Genomic DNA, 23,234 nt, shown 5'->3' with positions numbered 1-23,234 from the left:
CCTTCCTGCTACAGTTTATTACGCTTCGTCGCCGAACCAACAAATGTTGCGAGCAGCCATGATGAGTTCACCAGCTTTCTCGTCGGTCATACCTTCGATATCAGCCAGGTCATCAACGCCCTGTTCGGCGAGATCTTCCAGCGTACAAACACCACGGGCAGCCAGCTTAAACGCCAGAGCACGGTCCAAACCTTCCAGATTCAGTAAATCGTCGGCAGGTTTGTTGTCTCCCAGGCTTTCTTCCTGAGCCAGCGCCAGTGTAGTCAGTGCGTTTTTCGCACGCTCACGAAGTGCTTCAACGGTCGCTTCGTCAAGGCCGTCGATTTCCAGCAGTTCTTTCATCGGCACATAGGCCAGTTCTTCCAGCGAGGAGAAGCCCTCTTCAACCAGTACGGTTGCGAAATCTTCATCAATATCGAGATATTTGGTGAAGGTATCGATAGCGGCATGGGCTTCAGCCTGGTGCTTAGCCTGCAGGTCATCAACGGTCATGACGTTGAGTTCCCAGCCGCTGAGCTGTGATGCCAGGCGGACGTTCTGGCCGTTACGGCCGATCGCCTGCGCCAGGTTGCCCGCTTCTACCGCGATGTCCATGGTGTGTTTATCTTCATCCACCACGATGGACGCGACGTCAGCCGGCGCCATGGCGTTAATCACGAACTGCGCCGGGTTATCATCCCACAAGACGATATCGATGCGCTCGCCGCCAAGCTCGGTAGAAACCGCCTGAACGCGCGCACCGCGCATACCTACGCAAGCGCCAACCGGGTCGATACGCTTGTCATTGGTTTTCACGGCGATTTTCGCACGAGAACCCGGATCGCGGGCCGCGGCTTTGATTTCCAGCACTTCTTCGCCAATTTCCGGCACTTCAATGCGGAACAGTTCGACCAGCATCTCCGGTTTGGAGCGAGTCACGAACAGTTGCGCGCCGCGCGCTTCCGGACGAACGGCGTACAGTACGCCGCGAATACGGTCGCCCGGACGGAAGTTTTCACGCGGCAGCATATCTTCACGCAGGATCACGGCTTCAGCGTTGCTGCCCAGATCCAGAGTGATGTTGTCACGGTTTACTTTTTTCACCACGCCGGTGATGATCTCGCCTTCGTGCTCGCGGAACTGATCGACAACCATCGCGCGCTCAGCTTCACGTACTTTCTGTACGATAACCTGTTTAGCGGTCTGCGTGGTGATACGGTCGAAGGTGACAGATTCAATCTGATCTTCAACGTAGTCGCCGACGTTCATGCTTTCATCTTCGTAACGCGCGGCTTCCAGCGTGATCTCGCGAGTCGGTTGAGTGACCTCTTCAACCACCAGCCAGCGACGGAAGGTGTCGAAATCACCGCTTTTACGGTCGATTTCTACGCGAACGTCGATCTCTTGTTCGTATTTTTTCTTGGTCGCCGTTGCCAGAGCGCTTTCCAACGCTTCGAAAATCTTCTCGCGCGGCAGCGCTTTTTCGTTGGAAACGGCTTCAACAACAGCCAAAATTTCTTTGTTCATCGGGGCCTTTCACCTCAATCCAGACTGTTAAAAGTGGGGAACCAGGTTCGCCTTCTGGATGTTACTCAGCGCGAACACTTCATCTTTGCCTTCGACGGTTACCGTGATCATCTCACCGTCTACCGCTTTGATAATGCCCTGCCATTTACGACGGTTCTGTACCGCCATACGCAGCACCAGCGAAACTTCTTCACCGGTGAAACGTTGATAGTGTTCAGCAGTAAACATCGGACGGTCGAGACCAGGCGAAGAGACTTCCAGGTTGTAAGCGACGGTGATTGGATCTTCGACATCCATGACAGCACTGACCTGGTGGCTCACATCAGCACAATCATCAACATTGATGCCATCTTCACTATCAATATAGATGCGCAGTGTGGATGTGCGACCGCGAATAAATTCGATGCCGACCAGCTCAAAGCCAAGCGCTTCAACTGGCGCAGTGAGCATCTCTGTTAATTTTTGCTCTAATGTGGACAAACCCACCCCCAAGACATAAAAAAAGGGCGTATAGCCCAGTTATTCTGAAGTCAGATAACAAAAAACCCCGATAAATCGGGGCTTTAGATAACTGAACCCTGAGACCGCAATTGCGATCTGGAACACCTTCCAGAAGAATTCTTTCAAATCCGGCTACGAAGGACCTAGTCCTCACAGTATATTTGAAAAAGTACTTAATGGGAAAGTGGTTGCGGGGGCCGGATTTGAACCGACGACCTTCGGGTTATGAGCCCGACGAGCTACCAGGCTGCTCCACCCCGCGCCTGAAACGTGGCATATTTTACTCTTTCTGAGTAAAAGACGCAAATACTGCTGGGATTTGGTACCGAGGACGGGACATAAAATCGTGGTGAATTGTATCGATAAATCATATATTTTGTCAACATCCATTTTACACCACCCGCTTGCCGTTTATGCTGGCATTTCAGGCTTTTTTAGCAAAATCACCATCAGGCTCTTCCTGTCGCCAGCAAAAGATGATTAAATGAAAACTCACAATTAGTGCATAAAAATGCAAATTTGTTGTTGAGTCGAACTCACCACAGTCTATCTAGCAGGGTTTTATTTTATGACGACGATTCTTAAGCATCTCCCGGTTGGTCAACGTATTGGTATTGCTTTCTCCGGTGGGCTGGATACCAGCGCCGCCCTGCTGTGGATGCGTAAAAAAGGCGCGGTTCCTTATGCATATACCGCGAACCTGGGCCAGCCTGACGAAGACGACTACGAGGCCATTCCGCGTCGTGCGAAAGAGTATGGCGCAGAAGGCGCTCGTCTGATTGATTGCCGTAAACAACTGGTGGCGGAAGGCATCGCAGCGATTCAGTGCGGCGCATTCCATAACACCACCGGCGGCTTAACCTATTTCAACACCACGCCGCTGGGCCGAGCCGTGACCGGCACCATGCTGGTTGCCGCAATGAAAGAAGATGGCGTCAACATCTGGGGCGACGGTAGCACCTATAAAGGCAACGATATCGAGCGTTTTTATCGCTACGGCCTGCTGACCAATGCGGAACTTCAGATCTACAAGCCGTGGCTGGATAGCGATTTCATTGATGAACTGGGCGGCCGTCATGAAATGTCCGAGTTTATGATAGCCTGCGGATTCGACTACAAAATGTCTGTCGAGAAAGCCTATTCCACCGATTCCAACATGCTGGGCGCGACGCACGAAGCAAAAGATCTCGAATTCCTTAATTCCAGCGTGAAAATCGTCAACCCGATTATGGGTGTGAAGTTCTGGGATGAAAGCGTAAAAATCGCCGCTGAAGAAGTGACCGTGCGTTTTGAACAGGGTCATCCGGTTGCGCTGAATGGCAAAACGTTCAGCGATGACGTCGAACTGATGCTGGAAGCTAACCGCATCGGCGGTCGCCACGGTCTGGGCATGAGCGATCAGATTGAAAACCGCATCATCGAAGCGAAAAGCCGTGGCATCTATGAAGCTCCGGGGATGGCACTGCTGCATATCGCCTACGAGCGCCTGCTGACTGGTATCCACAACGAAGATACCATTGAGCAATATCATGCTCATGGCCGTCAGTTGGGTCGCCTGCTCTATCAGGGTCGCTGGTTCGATTCCCAGGCGCTGATGCTGCGCGATTCGCTGCAGCGTTGGGTCGCCAGTCAGATCACCGGCGAAGTGACTCTGGAACTGCGTCGCGGCAACGACTACTCAATCCTGAATACCGTGTCAGACAACCTGACCTATAAAGCAGAGCGTCTGACCATGGAAAAAGGCGATTCCATGTTTACCGCTGAAGATCGTATCGGCCAGCTGACCATGCGCAACCTGGACATTACCGATACCCGTGAGAAGCTATTCGGCTATGCCCAATCCGGGCTACTCAGCGCGTCTTCCGCCACCGGTCTGCCACAGGTTGAAAACCTGGAAAATCGCGATAAATAAACCGCGAAGCCAAACTCTCCAGCCGGCGCTAACCCGCCGGCTTTTTTATTTCCGCAATAAATCCTAAATAACAACTCTGCTTTATCGTTATAGTTTATGACATCACTATTTTTAATAATCACCATCTATAATTTATCGAATACCTGTACTCTTATACCGAGAGGATCGCAATGAATATTAAACCTCCCGTTCGGCCGCAAGACGCGATCAATCGTCTGATGTCGTTGCTGGAACCGCATGCCACGCCAATAAATATGGTCGCAAGGAAAAGGCTTAGCTGGGAATATAAAGGCAAAATCCAGCTCTATCTGTTTAAGAAAGGTGAGCTATCCATTTTTCGCTCATCGGACAGATTACTCATGGTCACCGTCTATGAGCCGCACCTGTTTGGCGTAGCCGAAATGCTGCAGCCCAGCCGTAGCCACGGCCTTCGTGCGGAAGTCGATACGGAGATCCTGCGGATTGACAGCGATAAAGCCATGCAACTCTTCAGTGAGCATAACATGTGGGAAGAGGTCACCCGGCTGCTGGCTTACCACACCTCTTATTTGGTGTATCGCGACGATTTAGTATTACAACAGCGGACTTATTCGGTCATTCGTAATCATTTAATGGAAATGTTACTGCTTCCTGAAGAGACCCGCTCGCGGGTATCCATGCTGGAATATATTCAGGACCGCACACATTTGTCGCGCAGCAGTATTCTGAATGTGTTATCAGCGTTGAAAAAGGGCGGCTATATCGAGTTTGCCCGCGGTGGTTATTTACAGAGTATCACCTCCCTGCCTGAGAAGTTTTAGTCCCCGCTTGACCAGCAACTTATCGCCCTTGGCCATTGTTTAAAATTAAACATATAAACGGTAACGGCGGGCGATAAATGCTTCTATTCTGCACATAACTATTAAACCAGAAACCCGTTAATTTTGCCCGAGCGCTCGTATCGGGCATTTTTTTACCCGAAGGAATATGAATAATGAGCATGTTCAGATTGAAATCCATCCTGCTTATCGCGACCCTGAGCGCCAGCAGCGCCGCCTTCGCTTCCGTTAATCTTCACGGTGAAGCCGGTTCAGAATTCACCAATTTATCAGCCAGCTTTAACCCGCAGGCTCCCGGAATGACCTTTAACGGTAACTGGGCGCATAGCGATAACGATGGCGATACAGTGGGATTGGGCATGGGTTATAACTTTGATCTCGGTCCGTTCCTGCTGACGGCCGGCGGTAAAGCGGTATATCTGAATCCGAACGATGGCGATGAAGGCTATGCGATTGCCCTCGGCGGCGGCGCTCAACTACCGCTTGGCGATTTCTTTACCTTGTTCGGTGAGGCTTATTATTCCCCGGATTCCATGTCCAGCGGCGTTGATGAATACCTCGAAGCCAATGCCGGCTTACGCGTCAATATCATCAAATCCATGAGCATCGAAGCGGGCTATCGCTACATTGATATGGCGGGGAAACATGACCACCGCGATAACGTCCTGGCGGATGGCGCCTATGCAGGTTTCAATTTCCGTTTCTAAGCGCGGCAAACGGGATTGCCTGCCGGCAATCCCTCTTTTTATGCAAGAGATGGTATGGTTTTCAGCAGTTTATTAATTTCCTGCAAGCCCGCAATATTGTTCTCTTTACGGTAGACGTCGTTCATCGAAGCCATTTGCTCAAGTTTGGTTAACGCCCCGTAAACCTGATACGCCTCGCTATCTTTATCAAAGACATCCCGTTTATCTACATCCTGTAAATAGTTGCTTTTGAGTGACTGGCTTAACTTGCTGATAAGCAGGCTGTTATCCTGAAAATAGTTAACGACCGTTGATGATTCCGGCGCGGCCGCGGAATTATTTATAACCGGCACCTGCAGGGTATTCAATGTGTCTACTGTTTCTGGCGACGAATGACTGCTGCATCCGGCCAGGCCCAATATACCGGCAATGATAACTACTTTTAAAGTACGCATGGCGTCACTGAACCTCGTCAAAATTGATGAGGGCGACTTTAGCGATTTCTCGGGGATCAAAACCAGCGGAGTGTTGTTTATAAATAAACAACGCATAGAGGGAACAAAAACAAAAAAAGACGCTTTTCAGCGTCTTTTCTCTGGAAAATTGGTACCGAGGATGGGACTCGAACCCACAAGCCCGTTAGGGCACTACCACCTCAAGGTAGCGTGTCTACCAATTCCACCACCTCGGTACAGAATACTTAGTGCGGGATATCGCTGGCCGGCTGAGCCGGTGCGGTTGGCTGAGTCTGCTCAGACTTCGGCGCACTCAGATTATCCCACTCGCTTCCTTTATTGGTCTTGTTACTGTTGATATTACCCAGCGCCAGACTGATGATGAAGAACAGCGCGGCCAGAATGCCGGTCATACGGGTCATGAAGTTACCAGAACCGCTAGAACCAAACAACGTGCCAGAAGCGCCTGCTCCGAAGGAGGCTCCCATGTCAGCGCCTTTACCTTGCTGCAGCATGATCAGGCCAACAAGGGCAATCGCTACAATAAGGAAAATTACTAAAAGAGCTTCGTACATAATCAACCTGTTCCTTGCGGATTCGCCGCATACCAAGTGCTTCACCAATAAAGCGGGACGTTTTAATATTTCCCACTGAAGCGGGTGTGAATACTAACCAAAGCGAATAACCTTCGCAAGGGCAATTTTGGCGTATTGTATCAACTGCGGAAAAAAACAGCAAAAAGCGTTTTTATATGCTTAAAAAGGCAGCAAGAGCCGCCTTTTTAATCACTTAGCTGCGATAGTTATACGCTTTTAACCGCATCGGCGATACGGTGGGCAAATTCCTTCACCTGCGCTTCATGCTCGCCTTCAACCATCACGCGGATCAGCGGTTCAGTACCGGATTTACGCAGCAACACGCGTCCACGATTCCCCAGCGCAGCTTCTACTTCGGCAGTCACCGCTTTCACACTTTCATGCTCCAGCGGATTGCCGCTGCCTTCGGTAAAGCGCACGTTGACCAGAATCTGCGGGAACATTTTCATTCCGCTGCACAGATCGTGCAGGCTCATATGATTGCGCACCATCGCCGCCACGACCTGCAGGCTGGCGACAATGCCATCGCCGGTGGTGGTTTTGTCCAGCAGAATCACATGGCCGGAGTTTTCCGCGCCAATGCGCCAGCCTTTTTCCTGCAGTTTTTCCAGCACGTAACGGTCACCCACTTTCGCGCGGGTAAACGGAATGCCAAGCTGCTTCAGCGCCAGCTCAAGCCCCATGTTGCTCATCAGCGTGCCGACTGCGCCGCCGCGCAGCTGGCCCTGGCGCAGGCCTTCACGGGCGATAATATAGAGGATCTGATCGCCATCGACTTTGTTGCCTTCATGGTCAACCATAATGACGCGATCGCCATCACCGTCATAGGCAATACCCAGATCGGCTTTTTCCGCCAGCACGCGAGCCTGCAGCGCGCGTACGTCGGTTGCGCCGACCTCTTCGTTAATGTTCAGCCCATCAGGTTCACAGCCCATCGCGATAACCTGCGCGCCCAATTCGCGGAATACATTTGGCGCAATGTGGTAAGTCGCGCCGTGGGCGCAATCCACCACCACCTTCAGCGAGCCGAGGCTCAGCTCATTCGGGAAGGTGCCTTTGCAAAACTCAATATAACGGCCGGCGGCATCGACGATACGGCTGGCTTTCCCAAGCTCAGCGGAATCAACGCAGGTCAGCTCTTTTTCCATCTCTGCTTCAATCGCTTCTTCGACGTCATCCGGAAGCTTAGTGCCTTCGATAGAGAAGAATTTAATACCGTTGTCATAGAAAGGGTTATGAGAGGCAGAGATGACGATTCCCGCTTCAGCGCGGAAGGCGCGGGTCAGATAGGCGATTGCCGGCGTCGGCATAGGGCCGGTAAACGAGGCGGACAACCCCGCAGCCGCCAGGCCAGCTTCCAGCGCGGATTCCAGCATATAGCCAGAAATTCGCGTGTCTTTGCCGATAATGATTTTACGTGAACCATGGCGCGCCAGCACTTTACCTGCCGCCCAACCCAGCTTCAGCACGAACTCAGGCGTAATAGGCGCGTCGCCAACGCGGCCACGAATACCATCGGTGCCAAAATATTTGCGGTTACTCATAACGTTTATTTTCCTTAGCGGCCAGGGTGGCTTCCACCACGCGCAGCGCTTCTACCGTTTCTTTGACATCATGGACGCGAATTATCTGCGCGCCCTGCATTGCAGCAATGACTGCGCAGGACAAGCTGCCGCTCAGCCGTTCCGACGGCCCCACGTTCAACAGCTGACCCACCATCGACTTACGCGACATCCCCACCAGCAGCGGGAGGCCAAAATGATGGAACCCCCCAAGTCGGGCAAGCAGTTCATAGTTATGGGAAAGATTTTTACCGAATCCGAATCCCGGGTCGAGCAACAATTTTTCTTTTGCGATCCCCGCCTGTTCGCAGCGCACAATGTGTTCAGCAAAAAAACGGTCAACCTCGGCAAAAACATCGTCGTACTTCGGCGCTTCCTGCATTGTTTTCGGCTGCCCCTGCATATGCATCAGGCACACCGGTAGCCCGGTTTGCGCGGCGGCCTGCAGGGCGCCGGGCTCGGTTAATGAGCGAATATCGTTAATGATATGCGCGCCAGCGCGCGCGGACTCGCGGATGACTTCGGCTTTCGAGGTATCAACCGAGATCCAGACTTCAAAACGCTGTGCAATCGCTTCTACCACCGGGATCACCCGCGCCAGCTCTTCCTCGACGCTGACATCCCCCGCCCCAGGACGGGTTGATTCACCACCGATATCAATAATAGTCGCCCCGGCGTTAATCATCAGATTGGCGTGCTTAACCGCCTCTATCAACGAATTATGACTGCCGCCATCGGAGAAGGAATCTGGCGTGACGTTAAGGATCCCCATCACATGCGGATGGGAGAGATCGAGCGTTGACCCCTGGGCGTGTAATTGCATGTTTTCTTTCCGCTATGGTTTTGTACAGTTGTAGTACGGACAGGGCTCGGCCCGCACCATCTTAGAGATTCTGGCGGTGACATCATTCAATTCCTCAACAGGATAATGAAGCCCCGGCGTTTAAATATTCAAAAAATGAATATTATCAGACAGACGGCGCATCCGCGCGTGTTGAAGCCGCCACCATCCCGAAAACATTTTACGCGATGGACGATAGCACGCCATCGTCATAGCTATGTTCCGAAAGAGGATCTCATAGCCAACCGCTGCAAACGGACGCATAAAAACAAAAGGGCCGCAGCGGATTAGGCTGCGGCCCTTATTAGTCAGAGCGCTTTAGCAAAGCGTGGAGACTTATTTGTCGCCCAGCTGTTCCGACATGGTATTGCCCGGGTTAGGCGTACGCGGCTCATCAACCGGACGCGGCGCCGTCGGGGTGCCATTGTTGCCTGAGTTGTTAGAAGAACCTGGTTCTTCCCAACCCGCCGGCGGACGAACATCACGACGAGCCATCAGGTCGTCAATCTGCGGCGCATCGATGGTCTCATATTTCATGAGCGCATCTTTCATCGCGTGCAGAATATCCATGTTGTCGTTCAGCAGTTGGCGAGCACGACCGTAGTTACGCTCAATCAGCGATTTCACTTCCTGGTCGATAATACGCGCGGTTTCATCAGACATATGCTTCGCTTTCGCGACGCTACGTCCGAGGAACACTTCGCCCTCTTCTTCGGCATACAGCAGCGGGCCGAGTTTGTCGGAGAAGCCCCACTGGGTGACCATGTTACGCGCCAGGTTAGTCGCAACTTTAATATCGTTGGACGCGCCGGTAGAAACATGTTCAGCACCGTAGATAATCTCTTCCGCTAGACGACCGCCGTACAGAGTGGAGATCTGACTTTCCAGTTTCTGACGGCTGGCGCTGATAGCATCGCCTTCCGGCAGGAAGAAGGTCACACCCAGCGCACGGCCGCGCGGGATAATCGTCACTTTGTGTACCGGATCGTGTTCTGGAACCAGACGACCGATAATCGCGTGGCCCGCTTCGTGGTACGCGGTCGATTCTTTCTGCGCTTCCGTCATCACCATGGAGCGACGTTCCGCACCCATCATGATTTTGTCTTTCGCTTTTTCGAACTCAACCATCGAAACGACGCGTTTGTTACCACGGGCAGCAAACAGGGCAGCTTCGTTCACCAGGTTCGCGAGGTCAGCACCGGAGAAGCCAGGAGTACCACGGGCAATGATTGCCGCATCAATATCCGGCGCCAGCGGTACGCGACGCATATGAACTTTCAGGATCTGCTCACGACCACGAACATCCGGCAGACCAACGACAACCTGACGGTCGAAGCGGCCTGGACGCAGCAATGCCGGGTCCAGAACGTCCGGACGGTTAGTCGCGGCGATAACGATGATACCTTCGTTACCTTCGAAACCATCCATCTCAACCAGCATCTGGTTCAGGGTCTGCTCACGCTCATCGTGACCACCGCCAAGACCGGCACCACGCTGACGACCGACGGCGTCGATTTCATCGATGAAGATGATGCAAGGCGCTGCTTTCTTAGCTTGTTCGAACATGTCGCGTACACGAGACGCGCCGACACCGACGAACATTTCTACGAAGTCAGAACCGGAAATAGTAAAGAACGGCACTTTTGCTTCGCCGGCGATAGCTTTCGCCAGCAGCGTTTTACCGGTACCCGGAGGGCCGACCATCAGGACGCCTTTCGGGATTTTACCGCCCAGCTTCTGGAAACGGCTCGGTTCGCGCAGATATTCAACCAGCTCGCCCACTTCCTCTTTCGCTTCGTCGCAACCGGCAACGTCAGCAAAGGTGGTTTTGATCTGGTCTTCGGTCAGCATTCGGGCCTTGCTCTTGCCGAAGGACATCGCGCCCTTTCCGCCGCCGCCCTGCATCTGACGCATAAAGAATATCCAGACGCCGATCAGTAGAAGCATCGGGAACCAGGAAATGAAGATGGAAGCCAGCAGGCTCGGTTCTTCCGGCGGTTCGCCAACCACTTTGACGTTTTTAGTCAACAGGTTGTCGAGCAGCTTCGGATCGTTAACCGGAATGTAAGTCGTGTAACGGTTACTATCTTTCTTGGTAACGTTGATCTCACGTCCGTTGATACGCGCTTCGCGAACCTGGTCCTGATTGACCTCTTGCAGGAAGGTAGAATAATCCACCTTGCGGCCATTCGACTCGCTGGGCCCAAAGCTCTGGAATACTGACATCAGCACAACGGCAATGACCAGCCAGAGTATTAGGTTTTTCGCCATGTCACTCAAGGGATTAACCTCTTATTACAACTGTGTTAAAAACAGCGTCAGGATACTCTATATCCAGCGTCTTTCAAACTTTCGTTTGAAATCTACCGGTTATGGTTTACGCCCGGTCGCTACAATATACACTTCACGCGAACGAGCGCGGGAAGAGTCCGGCTTACGAACTTTGACCTTCGTAAACAGGGAGCGAATTTCTCTAAGATACTCATCGAAGCCTTCGCCCTGGAACACCTTCACTACAAAACTACCACCTGGCGCTAATACATCACGAGACATTTCAAGCGCCAGTTCTACCAGATACATGGCCCGGGGAATATCCACCGCCGGTGTTCCGCACATATTCGGCGCCATATCGGACATGACAACTTGTACTTTACTGTCGCCTACTCGCTCAAGTAACGCTTTCAGGACTAATTCATCACGAAAATCGCCCTGAAGGAAGTCCACACCGACGATTGGATCCATTGGTAAAAGATCGCAAGCGATGATGCGGCCGCTGTTTCCGATCTGCGTAACCGCGTACTGCGACCAGCCACCGGGAGCAGCGCCGAGATCGACTATCGTCATTCCCGGCTTAAAAATCTTGTCACTTTGCTGTATTTCATCAAGTTTAAACCAGGCACGGGAACGTAACCCCTTTTTCTGTGCCTGTTGAACATATTTATCGCTAAAGTGTTCCTGAAGCCAGCGGCTTGAGCTGGCAGAACGCTTTTTACCTGTCATTTAACATTCCCATTCGGGTTCATCGTACTTTACTGCGTAAAAATCGACGCGGTAGTTTGGCGATATATGGGAGATGGCGGTAGAATGACCCGTTTTCAATCCCAACGTAAGCAAAAAAATACGATGAATCTGAGTACTAAACAAAAACAGCACCTGAAAGGTCTGGCACATCCGCTCAAGCCGGTAGTTATGCTTGGCAATAATGGTTTGACCGAAGGGGTACTGGCCGAGATCGAACAAGCGTTAGGGCACCATGAGCTCATCAAGGTGAAGATCGCCTCAGAAGATCGCGAAACTAAAGCCTTGATCGTGGAAGCCATCGTGCGTGAAACCGGCGCCTGTAACGTACAGGTCATCGGTAAAACGCTGGTTCTGTACCGCCCAACGCCAGAGCGTAAAATCTCGCTGCCACGCTAAGAATATCCTGAATCCCGACACAACATTGTGTAAAACGAGGGATTTCTGTGGCCAGGCGAGCAAAATGCCATGCTCCTGACGTTGATAAAAGGCCGCTATGCGGCCTTTTTCCTTTCTTTACAATCTATAAACATCGTAGCGGGAAATACGCCTTACAGGTATTCAACCTTGATAATTTCGTATTCCACTTCACCACCCGGGGTACGGATAGTGACGACGTCATCCTGCTCTTTGCCGATCAGGCCGCGGGCGATCGGTGAATTCACAGAGATGAGATTCTGTTTAAAATCAGCTTCATCATCGCCCACGATGCGGTAAGTCTGCTCTTCGTCGTTATCCAGGTTCAGAACGCTGACCGTGGCACCAAAAATCACGCGGCCATTATTCGGCATCTTAGTGATATCGATAACCTGCGCGTTCGACAGTTTTGCTTCGATATCCTTGATACGACCTTCGCAGAAGCCCTGCTGTTCGCGGGCCGCGTGGTATTCCGCGTTCTCTTTCAGATCGCCGTGCTCACGCGCTTCAGCGATAGCAGCAATAATTTCTGGACGACGTACGGACTTCAGGAAATCCAGTTCTTCGCGCAGTTTTTCTGCGCCACGTAAGGTCATCGGAATAGCTTGCATTTGTTATACCTCTTTATCATTCCTTCATGGAACGGACGGAGTCGTTCCGCCATCGGTCACGTCTTAGCCATGGCCGAAGCAAAAAGAAAACCGACCCGGGAAACACTCCCCAGGTCAGCAGCAATTTTCAATTTGATACGCATTTTACCCTGAAGTTCACTATGGGTCATCGTTTACTTTACAGGGTGATGCACCGTAGTATGACGGCTTGGTTTCAGGTTGTTAGCGCGAGATTATGCGATTTCCCAGATTTATCATCGGATTGACTGCCGGTATAGCGCTTAGCGCTCAGGCCGCGAATATTGACGAGTACATCAGCCAGCTTCCTGCCGGCGCGAACCTTGCCTTTATGGCACAGAAGGTTGGCTCCCCGACGCCGGAGATAGACTTTCACAGCCAGCAGATGGCGCTGCCTGCCAGTACCCAGAAGGTGATCACCGCGCTGGCCGCGTTGCTGCAGTTGGGGCCGGATTTCCGCTTCACCACGACGCTGGAAACCAAAGGCTCCCTTGACGGCGGTGTGCTGAAAGGCGACCTGATTGCCCGCTTCGGCGGCGATCCGACGCTAAAGCGTCAGGATATCCGCAACATGGTGGCGTCGCTGAAAAAAGCCGGCGTGCAGCGTATTGAAGGCAATGTGCTTATCGATACCTCGGTTTTCGCCAGCCACGATAAGGCTCCCGGCTGGCCGTGGAACGATATGACGCAGTGCTTCAGCGCCCCGCCAGCGGCGGCGATCGTTGATCGCAACTGTTTCTCCGTCTCGCTCTATAGCGCACAGAAAGCGGGCGATTTGGCCTTCATCCGCGTGGCGTCTTACTATCCGGTCACCATGTTCAGCCAGGTGCGGACGCTGGCGCGCGGCTCCGCAGAAGCGCAGTACTGCGAGCTGGACGTTGTGCCGGGCGATCTCAACCGCTATACCCTCACCGGCTGCCTGCCGCAGCGCAGCGAGCCGCTGCCGCTGGCGTTCGCCATTCAGGATGGCGCAGGCTATGCAGGCGCGATCCTGAAAGCCGAGCTCGCCGATGCGGGGATCACCTACAGCGGTACTCTTCTGCGCCAGACGCTGGCCAACGATCCGGGTACCGTGCTGGCGACGACTCAATCGGCGCCGTTGCACGATCTTCTGCGCATCATGTTGAAGAAATCCGACAACATGATTGCTGATACGGTGTTCCGTACTATCGGCCACGCGCGAATGGGCGTACCGGGAACCTGGCGCGCCGGCTCCGACGCGGTACGGCAAATCCTGCGCCAGCAGGCGGGTATTGACCTCGGTAACACGATTATCGCCGATGGCTCAGGCCTGTCCCGGCACAACCTGATCGCGCCGGCAACGATGATGCAGGTATTGCAGTACATCGCTCAGCACGACAATGAACTCAACTTTATCTCGATGTTGCCGCTTGCCGGGCACGATGGTTCGCTGCAGTATCGTGCCGGTCTTCATCAGGCGGGCGTTGACGGTAAGGTTTCGGCGAAGACCGGTTCGCTGCAGGGGGTATATAACCTGGCAGGTTTCATTACCACCGCCAGCGGCCAAAAGATGGCCTTCGTACAGTACCTCTCCGGCTATGCGGTGCCGCCGGGCGACCAGCGCAACCGCCGCATACCATTGGTGCGCTTCGAAAGTCGACTGTATAAAGATTTGTACCAGAACAACTAAAACAAAAGGGCCGCATCAGATGATGCGGCCCTTTTTACTCAGGATTAACGTTTGTAGATGAATTCGACGCCTTCTTCGTCGTCTTCGTCCCAGTCGTCATCCCAGTCTTCGTCATCTTCTTCCAGTTCGGCTTCTTCAAGCTGCTGACGGTGATAGTCGTCCCACATGAACTCGACTTTCTCCGGCTTCTGCTCTTCTTCCGCCTGCACGATTGGATTTTCGATGATAAAGGTCATCACGTCCCAGCACAGCTCTTTAACGCCCTGCTGGCTGGCCGCGGAGATCAGATAGAACTTATCTTCCCAACCCAGCGCTTCGGCGATGGCCTTCGCTTTGGCTTCAGCCTCCGCTTTGTCCATCAGGTCAATCTTGTTGAAGACCAACCAGCGCGGTTTAGAGGCCAGCTTCTCGCTGTATTTCTCCAGTTCGCCGATGATAATGCGCGCATTCTCAACCGGATCGGAACCGTCGATAGGCTCGATGTCGATGAGGTGCAGCAGCACGCGGCAGCGCTCGAGGTGCTTAAGGAAGCGAATACCAAGGCCAGCGCCTTCGGCCGCGCCTTCAATCAGCCCCGGAATATCGGCGACCACAAAGCTCTTCTCGTTATCCATACGCACCACGCCCAGGCTCGGCACCAGAGTGGTAAATGGATAGTCGGCCACTTTCGGCTTCGCCGCGGAGACCGCGCGAATGAAGGTGGATTTACCGGCATTCGGCATCCCCAGCATCCCCACGTCGGCCAGCAGCATCAGTTCGAGCTGCAGATCGCGCTTATCGCCCGGCGTCCCCATAGTTTTCTGACGCGGGGTACGGTTAACGGATGATTTGAAGCGCGTGTTGCCAAGACCGTGCCATCCGCCTTTCGCGACCATTAAACGCTGACCGTGCTTGGTCATATCGCCCATGGTCTCGCCGGTTCCCTGGTCGATGACGCGGGTCCCTACAGGCACTTTCACCGTGACATCTTTACCGCGTTTACCGGTGCAGTCGCGGCTCTGACCGTTCTGTCCGCGTTCTGCGCGGAAAGATTTTTCGAATCGATAGTCGATCAGGGTGTTGAGGTTCTCGTCAGCTTCCAGCCAAACGTCACCGCCGTCACCGCCATCGCCGCCGTCCGGGCCGCCTCGCGGAATATATTTTTCGCGGCGGAAGCTAACGCAACCATTGCCGCCGTCACCTGCTACGACCAGGATCGTTGCTTCATCTACAAACTTCATTTTACTCTCCGTAAATCATTCGCCTGAGCGGGGCAGCGGTACAACCGCTTCTCGCTTGCGCCAGCGTCCCCAAAGACGATGGCCAATGGCGGAATACATCGCGCCCGCAACCACGACAAACGCACCGAGATAACCAATCAGGTTTAACATCGGTCTGGCGAAAACATCGGGCCAGGCCATTGATAATAAATCAGAAAACAGTAGCGTAAACAGTGGCGTTAAGGTAATTAACGCGCTGACCTGCGCCGCCTGCCAGCGCGCCATGGCTTCCGCCAGCGCCCCGTAGCCGACCAGGGTATTCAGCCCGCAAAAAATCAGGCAAGCCAGTTGCCAGTCGCTCAGTTGGGATATTACCCCCGGTTTAGCGAGTGGCAGTAATGCGATAGTACATAAAGTGTACAGCAAAAATAGTATCTGCTGTGATGCCAGGCGCCGCAATAACACCTTTTGCGCGACCCCGTAGCTTACCCACACCGTTGCCGCTGCGACACCAAAAATTACCCCCCACGTGTAGTCCGTGAGACGGGTAAAGATTTCAATCAGGCTGGTGTTGAAAAACATCACCAGCCCGCTGAGCAACATCAGCGCCCCTACAACCTGGGTACCGCGCATGCGCTCTTTCAGAATCACAACGCTTGCCACCATCATGCCGACCGGCGATAGCTGGCCGATGACCTGGGAGGCCGTTGGACTGAGATATTGCAGGGAAGAGCTGAACAGAATGAAGTTACCGAACAGACCGCCGGTAGCAATCGCTAATAAAACCAACCAGCGCGGCTTGCGAAAAATTCGCAGCGGCGGCAGTTTGCCTTTGATGGCGAGGATCGCGCCAAGACCAATACTGGCCATCAAAAAGCGATAAAAGACCACCGTTGGCGGCTCCATCACTTCAAGAACCTGCTTCATTGCAATTGGCAGTGCTCCCCAACACATCGCGGTGGTTAGCGCCAAAAGAATGCCAATGCCGGCCTGCTGCTTCATGATGCCCGTTTTCCCTGCAGAAATTTTTTCCGGGATTCTAATGTAAAAAGCCCCGCAACGTGTTGCGGGGCTTTCATCCGTCACCAGGACGCGAAAAACTTATTCAGCAACGATGCTGATGAATTTACGGTTTTTCGGGCCTTTAACTTCGAACTTGACTTTACCGTCAGTCAAAGCGAACAGAGTGTGGTCACGGCCGCAACCAACGTTGGTGCCAGCGTGGAATTTAGTACCACGTTGACGAACGATGATGCTACCTGCCAGAACTGCTTCACCGCCGAAACGTTTTACGCCCAGACGTTTAGCTTCTGAATCGCGACCGTTACGAGTCGAGCCGCCAGCCTTTTTATGTGCCATTTAAATCTACTCCCTCAAGTCTTAGGCGCTGATGCCAGTGATTTTCACATCAGTGAACCACTGACGGTGGCCTGCTTGCTTACGATAGTGTTTACGACGACGAAACTTAACGATTTTAACTTTCTCGCCACGACCGTGAGCAACAACTTCAGCTTTGATTACGCCGCCCTCAACGAAAGGAACGCCGATCTTGATTTCTTCACCGTTTGCGATCATCAGAACTTCAGCGAACTCAACAGCTTCGCCAGTTGCGATGTCCAGCTTTTCCAGGCGAACGGTCTGACCTTCGCTTACTCGGTGTTGTTTACCACCACTTTGGAAAACCGCGTACATATAAAACTCCGCTTCCGCGCACCTCTTCGTGTGATTCAGAGTGCGCTATAAATATTCACAATAGGGCGCGAATATTACGCAAAACGCGACCCTTTGACAAGAGCGATCATCGATCAACGCAGAAAAAAAACACAACTTTCACGCTAACGTTTATCTGCGCTGATTTTTCAGTACAATCATATCTTCTTTTAATTCTATCTTAATCCTTCTGTGATCCCACCTGGATTCGCGGTAACAGGACATTTGGCCCGGCTTTTGCGATGAATTTAGAAAAAATCAATGAGTTAACCGCGCAGGATATGGCGGGTGTCAATGCGGCAATCCTCGAGCAGCTCAACTCAGATGTACAGCTTATCAATCAGTTAGGCTACTACATCGTCAGCGGAGGCGGTAAACGTATTCGTCCGATGATCGCCGTGCTTGCAGCTCGCGCGGTCGGCTATCAGGGGAATGCGCACGTCAACATTGCCGCACTGATCGAATTTATTCATACCGCGACCCTACTGCATGACGACGTCGTCGACGAGTCCGATATGCGCCGCGGCAAAGCGACGGCCAACGCCGCGTTCGGTAACGCCGCCAGCGTACTGGTGGGCGACTTTATCTACACCCGCGCCTTCCAGATGATGACTCGTCTCGGTTCGCTGAAGGTGCTGGAGGTGATGTCGGAAGCCGTAAACGTCATTGCCGAAGGCGAAGTCCTGCAGTTGATGAACGTCAACGACCCGGATATCACGGAAGAGAATTATATGCGGGTCATCTACAGTAAGACCGCCCGTCTGTTTGAAGCCGCTTCGCAGTGTTCCGGTATCCTGGCTGGTTGCAGCGCCGAAGAAGAACAGGCGCTGCAGGATTACGGCCGTTACCTCGGCACCGCGTTCCAGCTGATTGACGATCTGCTGGATTACAGTTCCGATGGCGAACGCCTTGGCAAAAACGTCGGTGATGACCTGAACGAAGGCAAACCAACGCTGCCTCTGCTACACGCTATGCATCACGGTACCCCGGATCAGGCGGCAATGATTCGCGGCGCTATCGAGCAGGGTAACGGGCGTCATCTGCTTGACGCGGTACTTGAAACCATGGCGGCCTGCGGTTCGCTGGAGTGGACGCAGAAACGTGCGGAAGAAGAAGCTGATAAAGCTATCGCCGCACTGCAGGTTCTGCCGAATACGCCATGGCGCGATGCCCTCATCGGCCTTGCGCATATCGCCGTTCAGCGCGACCACTAATCCTCTCCTTCTCTCCCGTGCTCACCGCGCGGGAGAGTTCCAATAAAATCCAATATTCTTCAAATAATGCCAGAAACCTTAATATATTCTGAATGTACAAGAACAATACTGGAACTTGTTAAAACCATATAAGAACCAGGGTATAGTATTTCGGCCGTCCGTATTGACGCGCAGACAGTTATCACCGGGAGAATTTATGGATAAGTTCATCGACTGGCATTCAGCGGATATTATTGCCGGCCTTCGCAAAAAGGGGACGTCCCTCGCAGCTGAGTCACGACGTCACGGATTAAGCTCTTCTACGCTTGCCAACGCGCTAACCCGTCCGTGGCCTAAAGGCGAATTGATTATCGCAAACGCGCTGGGAACCGATCCGTGGGTTATCTGGCCATCGCGTTACCACGACCCCATTACCCATCAGTTCATCGACAGAACGCAGATGATGCGTCAGAAGAGACATAAGACCTAACGTGAGGGAGAGATCGATAGCAGCCCCCGGACGGACGTCAGAGGGCTGCTACCGCAGCAGAATTACTCGCCTTTGACGCGTTCGATATTCGCGCCCAGAGCCTGCAGTTTATCTTCGATGCGCTCATAGCCGCGATCGATATGATAGATACGGTCGACGATGGTCGTCCCTTCCGCAATACAACCCGCCAGCACCAGGCTTGCAGATGCACGCAGGTCGGTCGCCATGACCTGTGCGCCGGACAGCTTCGCGACACCATGGCAAATCGCGGTATTACTTTCGATTTCCGCGTGCGCGCCCATACGGATCAGTTCCGGAATGTGCATGAAGCGGTTCTCGAAGATGGTTTCAGTGATAACGCCCGTTCCTTCAGCCACCAGGTTCAGCAAGGTGAACTGCGCCTGCATGTCGGTTGGGAAACCCGGGTGCGGCGCGGTACGCACGTTGACCGCTTTCGGACGGTTGCCATGCATATCGAGGCTAATCCAGTCTTCACCGACTTCAATGTCCGCGCCAGCCTCACGCAGCTTAGCCAGTACCGCATCCAGGGTATCAGGCTGCGCATGACGGCACATAATTTTACCGCCGGAGATCGCCGCAGCGACCAGGAAGGTACCGGTTTCGATACGGTCCGGCAGCACGCGATAAACGCCGCCGCCCAGACGCGCAACGCCCTCAATGGTGATACGGTCGGAACCCTGACCCGTAATCTTCGCGCCCAGCGCGTTAAGGAAGTTAGCGGTATCGACGATTTCCGGCTCGCGCGCGGCGTTTTCAATCACGGTCGTGCCTTCAGCCAGCGTCGCCGCGCTCATGATAGTCACGGTCGCGCCTACGCTGACCTTATCCATCACGATATGCGCGCCTTTCAGACGCCCGTTAACCGACGCCTTCACATAGCCTTCTTCCAGTTTGATTTCCGCGCCCAGCTGTTCCAGGCCGGTAATGTGCAGGTCGACCGGACGCGCGCCGATAGCGCAGCCGCCCGGCAGAGAAACCTGGCCCTGGCCGAAACGCGCCACCAGCGGCCCCAGCGCCCAGATGGAAGCGCGCATGGTTTTCACTAAATCGTACGGAGCACAGAAAACATTTACCGGGCCAGCATCGATCCATACGGAACCGTTACGCTCGACCTTCGCGCCCAGCTGGCTCAGCAGCTTCATGGTGGTATCGATATCTTTCAGCTTCGGTACGTTCTGGATTTCAATCGGCTCTTCGGCTAACAGCGCGGCAAAGAGGATTGGCAGGGCAGCGTTTTTAGCGCCGGAAATGGTGACCTCGCCCTGCAGGCGAGTCGGCCCCTGAACACGGAATTTATCCATTGATTCTGTTCTCGGTTAAAAATTCATCAACGCTGTAGGGAACATCCCTACAGCTTAAAAGCCATTAAGTTTGCGATCGCGTGCCCATTCTTGCGGGGTAAACGCTTTGATCGACAGCGCATGAATGCGATTGTCGGCAATATATTCCATCAGCGGCGCATAGATAGCCTGCTGTTTTTTTACCCGGCTCATGCCGTCAAACATCTCACCCACAGCGATAACCTGAAAGTGGCTGCCATCGCCAGAGACGTGGACTTCCTGAAGGGAGAGTGCGTTCATCAGCACGGTCTGAATTTCATGATTTTCCATGGGATCACATTTTTCTGAGTGTGAAAACAGCCCAACATCTTAGAGGAAAGTGGCGCTGTCTTAAACAAGCAAAAAGCCCCATCGAACAGATTGATGGGGCTTTCAGAATAGCTTCAGCATTAACCTACTGAAAAATTTACGGGATCATGTCCGCCGGAAGGTTGTAAAGACTAACCAGCGTTTGCAGGTTTTCGCTTTTCCCTACCACTTGCGCCGTTTTGCCCTGCCGACGTACCAGCGCGACAAAATGAACCAGCAACGCTACCCCGGCGCTATCGACCCGTGAAACGTCGCTGAGGTCGATAGTGGATACGCCGTCGGTCGCCTGCGCGCGTGCATTCCACAGCGGCAGTATAAATTCCTGATCCAGTTCGCCGCGCAACGCCAGGCGTTCACCGTCGCGGTTCCAGCTCAGTTGTTCGCTCATTATTTCTTCTGATCCAGAGTGATAGGCTGGGCAGAAATAGCTTTCAGCTGCGCGGTCAGACCATCAACACCTTTCGTGCGCAGCAGGTCGCTCCACTCGTTTTGTTTGGTGGTGATCATGCTGACGCCTTCGGCGATCATGTCATAAGCCTGCCAGTTGCCGGTCTGGGTATTTTTACGCCATTGGAAGTCCAGACGTACCGGAGGACGGCCATTCGGGTCGAGGATGGTGACGCGAATCGGCACGATGGTTGCGCTGCCCAGCGGCTGCTCAGGCGCAATTTGGTAAGTCTGGCCGTGGTACATCGCCAGCGCCTGACCGTAAGCCTGTTTCAGATACTCGCGGAAGGCGGCGAAATAGGCTTCACGCTGTGCAGGCGTCGCCTCTTTGTAGTAACGGCCCAGCACCAGCGCGCCGGCATATTTCACCTGCACGTAAGGCAGCAGTTCCTGATCGACGATATCACGCAGATAGTTCGGGTTGGCTTTGATCTTCGGCTGTTCGTTCTTCAGACGATCGAAGGTCTTCTGCGCCGCTTCGTCCATCAACTTATACGGGTTAGTTTGATCCGCGGCATGCGCGGCTGTTAGTGGAGCAATCACCAGCATGGCGACCATGAGTAAGCGTTTAAACATATCTTGTCTCTCCTGAAATTAATGCGTCATGCCGGCCTGCGGCGTAGCGTCAGTATGACCCTCAGCCGCCGCCTTATCATTGTCAGAATTCTGATTATCGCTGCCCTTGCTGTTATAGAGGAACTGGCCTATCAGATCTTCCAACACCATGGCGGACTTGGTGTCCTGAATCGTACCGCCGTCTTTAAGAATCGCGGTGCCCAGTTCCGGGTCTTCAAAACCGACGTTCAGCGCCAGGTACTGCTCCCCGAGCAAACCAGAAGTACGAATCGCCAGCGAGCTGGTATCCGGAATGTGGTTGTAGCTTTCGTCGATATCGATGGCAACGCGCGGCAGATAGGTTTTTGGATCGAGGGTGATATCCGCGACGCGACCAACCACCACACCGCCGATGCGCACCGGTGAACGCGCTTTCAGGCCGCCGATGTTATCGAAGGTCGCATAAAGACGGTAAGTCGGTTCGGTACGCAACGAGGTGACGTTCGCCGCCTTCAGACAGACAAACAGCGCCGCCAGCAGCGCCGCCAGTAAGAACACACCTACCCAGATCTCATTTTTTTTCGTTTGCATGAACTTAATTCCCAAACATCAGCGCAGTCAGCACAAAATCCAGCCCCAGAACCGCCAGCGACGAATGCACCACGGTGCGCGTCGTTGCCCGGCTAATTCCAGCGGAAGTGGGGATAGCGTCATAACCATTGAATAACGCAATCCAGGTTACCGTAACGGCAAAAACCAGACTTTTAATCAGGCAGTTAACCAGATCCATTCGCCAGTCGACGGCATTTTGCATCGCGGTCCAGAAGAACCCCGCGTCGATGCCTTTCCAGCTGACGCCAACCAGCGAACCGCCCCAGACGCCCACGGCGACGAATATGATCGTCAACAGCGGAAGCGAGATAACCCCGGCCCAGAAGCGCGGCGAAATCACCCGGCGCAGCGGATCCACCGCCATCATTTCCATGCTGGAGAGCTGCTCGGTCGCCCGCATCAGGCCAATCTCGGCGGTTAACGCCGAACCGGCTCGCCCGGCGAAAAGCAGCGCGGCTACCACCGGCCCCAGCTCGCGCAGCAGCGACAGCGCCACCAGCATACCCAGGCTGGTCTCTGCGCTATAGGTCGTTAATACCAGATAGCCCTGCAGCCCCAGTACCATACCGATGAACAGCCCCGAGACGATAATAATCAGCATCGATAACACGCCGACGTTATACAGCTGGCGCACCAGCAGCGGAGCATGTTTGCGAAATTCCGGCTTGCCCACCACGGCATTAAACAGCATTAATCCGGCGCGCCCGAAGGTCGCGGTGGTTTTGATGCCGCGGTGTCCGAGCGCTGCCAACGCATTGAATAGCAT

The 23,234-nt window shown here is 53.5% G+C and carries 26 protein-coding genes and 2 tRNA genes; 7 read left to right on the top strand and 21 right to left on the bottom strand.

What is annotated here, in order from left to right; translation table 11 throughout:
• Positions 1 to 18: 18 nt before the first annotated feature.
• The 3 genes from nusA to ABLV07_RS02585 all read right to left on the bottom strand — a co-directional run bounded on the left by nusA (position 19) and on the right by ABLV07_RS02585 (position 2,269).
• The gene (nusA, locus tag ABLV07_RS02595; protein WP_015369524.1) at positions 19 to 1,506 is read right to left on the bottom strand and encodes a transcription termination factor NusA; all 1,488 of its coding nucleotides are present in this window, start codon (positions 1,504 to 1,506) and stop codon (positions 19 to 21) included.
• A gap of 27 nt (positions 1,507 to 1,533) precedes the next feature.
• On the bottom strand, positions 1,534 to 1,986 hold the full coding sequence (gene rimP / locus ABLV07_RS02590) for a ribosome maturation factor RimP (protein ID WP_015703598.1): 453 nt from the start codon (positions 1,984 to 1,986) through the stop codon (positions 1,534 to 1,536).
• A gap of 206 nt (positions 1,987 to 2,192) precedes the next feature.
• Positions 2,193 to 2,269 (bottom strand) — tRNA-Met (locus tag ABLV07_RS02585).
• Positions 2,270 to 2,575: 306 nt separating this feature from the next.
• Between ABLV07_RS02585 and argG the strand changes: the two genes are divergently transcribed.
• The 3 genes from argG to ABLV07_RS02570 all read left to right on the top strand — a co-directional run bounded on the left by argG (position 2,576) and on the right by ABLV07_RS02570 (position 5,444).
• On the top strand, positions 2,576 to 3,919 hold the full coding sequence (argG, locus tag ABLV07_RS02580; RefSeq protein WP_015369521.1) for an argininosuccinate synthase: 1,344 nt from the start codon (positions 2,576 to 2,578) through the stop codon (positions 3,917 to 3,919).
• A 170-nt stretch (positions 3,920 to 4,089) separates the two neighbouring features.
• Complete coding sequence (locus tag ABLV07_RS02575) at positions 4,090 to 4,719, top strand: winged helix-turn-helix transcriptional regulator (RefSeq protein WP_015369520.1); 630 nt, start codon at positions 4,090 to 4,092, stop codon at positions 4,717 to 4,719.
• Positions 4,720 to 4,892: 173 nt separating this feature from the next.
• Positions 4,893 to 5,444 carry a YfaZ family outer membrane protein gene (locus ABLV07_RS02570; RefSeq protein ID WP_045389119.1) on the top strand — a complete coding sequence of 184 codons (552 nt, stop codon included), beginning with the start codon at positions 4,893 to 4,895 and terminating at the stop codon, positions 5,442 to 5,444.
• Positions 5,445 to 5,482: 38 nt separating this feature from the next.
• Here ABLV07_RS02570 and ABLV07_RS02565 read toward each other — a convergent pair whose 3' ends face one another.
• The 7 genes from ABLV07_RS02565 to rlmE all read right to left on the bottom strand — a co-directional run bounded on the left by ABLV07_RS02565 (position 5,483) and on the right by rlmE (position 11,877).
• Complete coding sequence (locus ABLV07_RS02565; RefSeq protein ID WP_139340788.1) at positions 5,483 to 5,878, bottom strand: hypothetical protein; 396 nt, start codon at positions 5,876 to 5,878, stop codon at positions 5,483 to 5,485.
• Positions 5,879 to 6,027: 149 nt separating this feature from the next.
• Positions 6,028 to 6,114 (bottom strand) — tRNA-Leu (locus ABLV07_RS02560).
• A 9-nt stretch (positions 6,115 to 6,123) separates the two neighbouring features.
• Complete coding sequence (secG, locus tag ABLV07_RS02555) at positions 6,124 to 6,453, bottom strand: preprotein translocase subunit SecG (protein ID WP_015369517.1); 330 nt, start codon at positions 6,451 to 6,453, stop codon at positions 6,124 to 6,126.
• A 227-nt stretch (positions 6,454 to 6,680) separates the two neighbouring features.
• Positions 6,681 to 8,018, bottom strand: coding sequence for a phosphoglucosamine mutase (glmM, locus tag ABLV07_RS02550; protein ID WP_032712585.1), 1,338 nt, complete (start codon positions 8,016 to 8,018; stop codon positions 6,681 to 6,683).
• The gene (gene folP / locus ABLV07_RS02545) at positions 8,011 to 8,859 is read right to left on the bottom strand and encodes a dihydropteroate synthase (RefSeq protein WP_151085452.1); all 849 of its coding nucleotides are present in this window, start codon (positions 8,857 to 8,859) and stop codon (positions 8,011 to 8,013) included. Before folP ends, glmM begins: the two co-directional genes overlap by 8 nt.
• A gap of 354 nt (positions 8,860 to 9,213) precedes the next feature.
• A complete protein-coding gene (gene ftsH, locus ABLV07_RS02540; protein WP_015369514.1) occupies positions 9,214 to 11,148 on the bottom strand; it encodes an ATP-dependent zinc metalloprotease FtsH in 1,935 nt (644 codons plus the stop codon).
• Between the two features lie 99 nt (positions 11,149 to 11,247).
• On the bottom strand, positions 11,248 to 11,877 hold the full coding sequence (rlmE, locus tag ABLV07_RS02535; RefSeq protein ID WP_008806638.1) for a 23S rRNA (uridine(2552)-2'-O)-methyltransferase RlmE: 630 nt from the start codon (positions 11,875 to 11,877) through the stop codon (positions 11,248 to 11,250).
• A 123-nt stretch (positions 11,878 to 12,000) separates the two neighbouring features.
• Here rlmE and yhbY point away from each other — a divergent pair, with 123 nt between their 5' ends.
• Complete coding sequence (gene yhbY, locus ABLV07_RS02530; protein WP_002918374.1) at positions 12,001 to 12,294, top strand: ribosome assembly RNA-binding protein YhbY; 294 nt, start codon at positions 12,001 to 12,003, stop codon at positions 12,292 to 12,294.
• Positions 12,295 to 12,446: 152 nt separating this feature from the next.
• On the opposite strand, the gene greA is transcribed toward yhbY, so the two are convergent.
• A complete protein-coding gene (gene greA / locus ABLV07_RS02525) occupies positions 12,447 to 12,923 on the bottom strand; it encodes a transcription elongation factor GreA (RefSeq protein ID WP_015369513.1) in 477 nt (158 codons plus the stop codon).
• A gap of 235 nt (positions 12,924 to 13,158) precedes the next feature.
• On the opposite strand from greA, the gene dacB reads away from it, so the two are divergent.
• The gene (dacB, locus tag ABLV07_RS02520; RefSeq protein ID WP_015369511.1) at positions 13,159 to 14,592 is read left to right on the top strand and encodes a serine-type D-Ala-D-Ala carboxypeptidase; all 1,434 of its coding nucleotides are present in this window, start codon (positions 13,159 to 13,161) and stop codon (positions 14,590 to 14,592) included.
• A 44-nt stretch (positions 14,593 to 14,636) separates the two neighbouring features.
• Here the strand turns inward: dacB and cgtA are convergent, their stop codons facing one another.
• From cgtA to rplU, 4 genes are all read right to left on the bottom strand, one after another.
• A complete protein-coding gene (cgtA, locus tag ABLV07_RS02515) occupies positions 14,637 to 15,812 on the bottom strand; it encodes an Obg family GTPase CgtA (protein ID WP_015369510.1) in 1,176 nt (391 codons plus the stop codon).
• Positions 15,813 to 15,827: 15 nt separating this feature from the next.
• Positions 15,828 to 16,793 carry a DMT family transporter gene (locus ABLV07_RS02510; protein WP_015369509.1) on the bottom strand — a complete coding sequence of 322 codons (966 nt, stop codon included), beginning with the start codon at positions 16,791 to 16,793 and terminating at the stop codon, positions 15,828 to 15,830.
• Between the two features lie 99 nt (positions 16,794 to 16,892).
• Positions 16,893 to 17,150 carry a 50S ribosomal protein L27 gene (gene rpmA / locus ABLV07_RS02505; RefSeq protein WP_002434222.1) on the bottom strand — a complete coding sequence of 86 codons (258 nt, stop codon included), beginning with the start codon at positions 17,148 to 17,150 and terminating at the stop codon, positions 16,893 to 16,895.
• Between the two features lie 21 nt (positions 17,151 to 17,171).
• Entirely contained in the window at positions 17,172 to 17,483 is a 312-nt protein-coding gene (gene rplU, locus ABLV07_RS02500) for a 50S ribosomal protein L21 (protein WP_015703604.1), read from the bottom strand.
• Between the two features lie 260 nt (positions 17,484 to 17,743).
• Between rplU and ispB the strand changes: the two genes are divergently transcribed.
• Together ispB and sfsB are read left to right on the top strand one after the other, a co-directional pair.
• Positions 17,744 to 18,715 (top strand): octaprenyl diphosphate synthase, encoded by a 972-nt coding sequence (gene ispB / locus ABLV07_RS02495; RefSeq protein ID WP_047076504.1) that lies wholly within the window; start codon positions 17,744 to 17,746, stop codon positions 18,713 to 18,715.
• A 196-nt stretch (positions 18,716 to 18,911) separates the two neighbouring features.
• The gene (gene sfsB, locus ABLV07_RS02490; RefSeq protein WP_015703605.1) at positions 18,912 to 19,184 is read left to right on the top strand and encodes a DNA-binding transcriptional regulator SfsB; all 273 of its coding nucleotides are present in this window, start codon (positions 18,912 to 18,914) and stop codon (positions 19,182 to 19,184) included.
• Positions 19,185 to 19,246: 62 nt separating this feature from the next.
• Here the strand turns inward: sfsB and murA are convergent, their stop codons facing one another.
• The 6 genes from murA to mlaE all read right to left on the bottom strand — a co-directional run bounded on the left by murA (position 19,247) and on the right by mlaE (position 23,234).
• Positions 19,247 to 20,506, bottom strand: coding sequence for a UDP-N-acetylglucosamine 1-carboxyvinyltransferase (gene murA / locus ABLV07_RS02485; RefSeq protein WP_015369505.1), 1,260 nt, complete (start codon positions 20,504 to 20,506; stop codon positions 19,247 to 19,249).
• Positions 20,507 to 20,560: 54 nt separating this feature from the next.
• Positions 20,561 to 20,815 carry a BolA family iron metabolism protein IbaG gene (gene ibaG, locus ABLV07_RS02480; protein WP_015369504.1) on the bottom strand — a complete coding sequence of 85 codons (255 nt, stop codon included), beginning with the start codon at positions 20,813 to 20,815 and terminating at the stop codon, positions 20,561 to 20,563.
• 136 nt (positions 20,816 to 20,951) lie between these two features.
• On the bottom strand, positions 20,952 to 21,242 hold the full coding sequence (gene mlaB / locus ABLV07_RS02475; RefSeq protein ID WP_015369503.1) for a lipid asymmetry maintenance protein MlaB: 291 nt from the start codon (positions 21,240 to 21,242) through the stop codon (positions 20,952 to 20,954).
• Positions 21,242 to 21,877, bottom strand: coding sequence for a phospholipid-binding protein MlaC (gene mlaC / locus ABLV07_RS02470; protein ID WP_015369502.1), 636 nt, complete (start codon positions 21,875 to 21,877; stop codon positions 21,242 to 21,244). The genes mlaB and mlaC overlap by 1 nt, the downstream gene beginning before the upstream one ends.
• A gap of 18 nt (positions 21,878 to 21,895) precedes the next feature.
• Positions 21,896 to 22,447 (bottom strand): outer membrane lipid asymmetry maintenance protein MlaD, encoded by a 552-nt coding sequence (mlaD, locus tag ABLV07_RS02465; protein WP_015369501.1) that lies wholly within the window; start codon positions 22,445 to 22,447, stop codon positions 21,896 to 21,898.
• A 4-nt stretch (positions 22,448 to 22,451) separates the two neighbouring features.
• The gene (gene mlaE / locus ABLV07_RS02460; RefSeq protein ID WP_015369500.1) at positions 22,452 to 23,234 is read right to left on the bottom strand and encodes a lipid asymmetry maintenance ABC transporter permease subunit MlaE; all 783 of its coding nucleotides are present in this window, start codon (positions 23,232 to 23,234) and stop codon (positions 22,452 to 22,454) included.

The sequence above is a fragment of the Klebsiella sp. CN_Kp097 genome (genome assembly GCF_040064495.1).
Taxonomy (GTDB): domain Bacteria; phylum Pseudomonadota; class Gammaproteobacteria; order Enterobacterales; family Enterobacteriaceae; genus Klebsiella; species Klebsiella aerogenes.
This window is presented reverse-complemented; position numbering and strand designations above follow the sequence as displayed.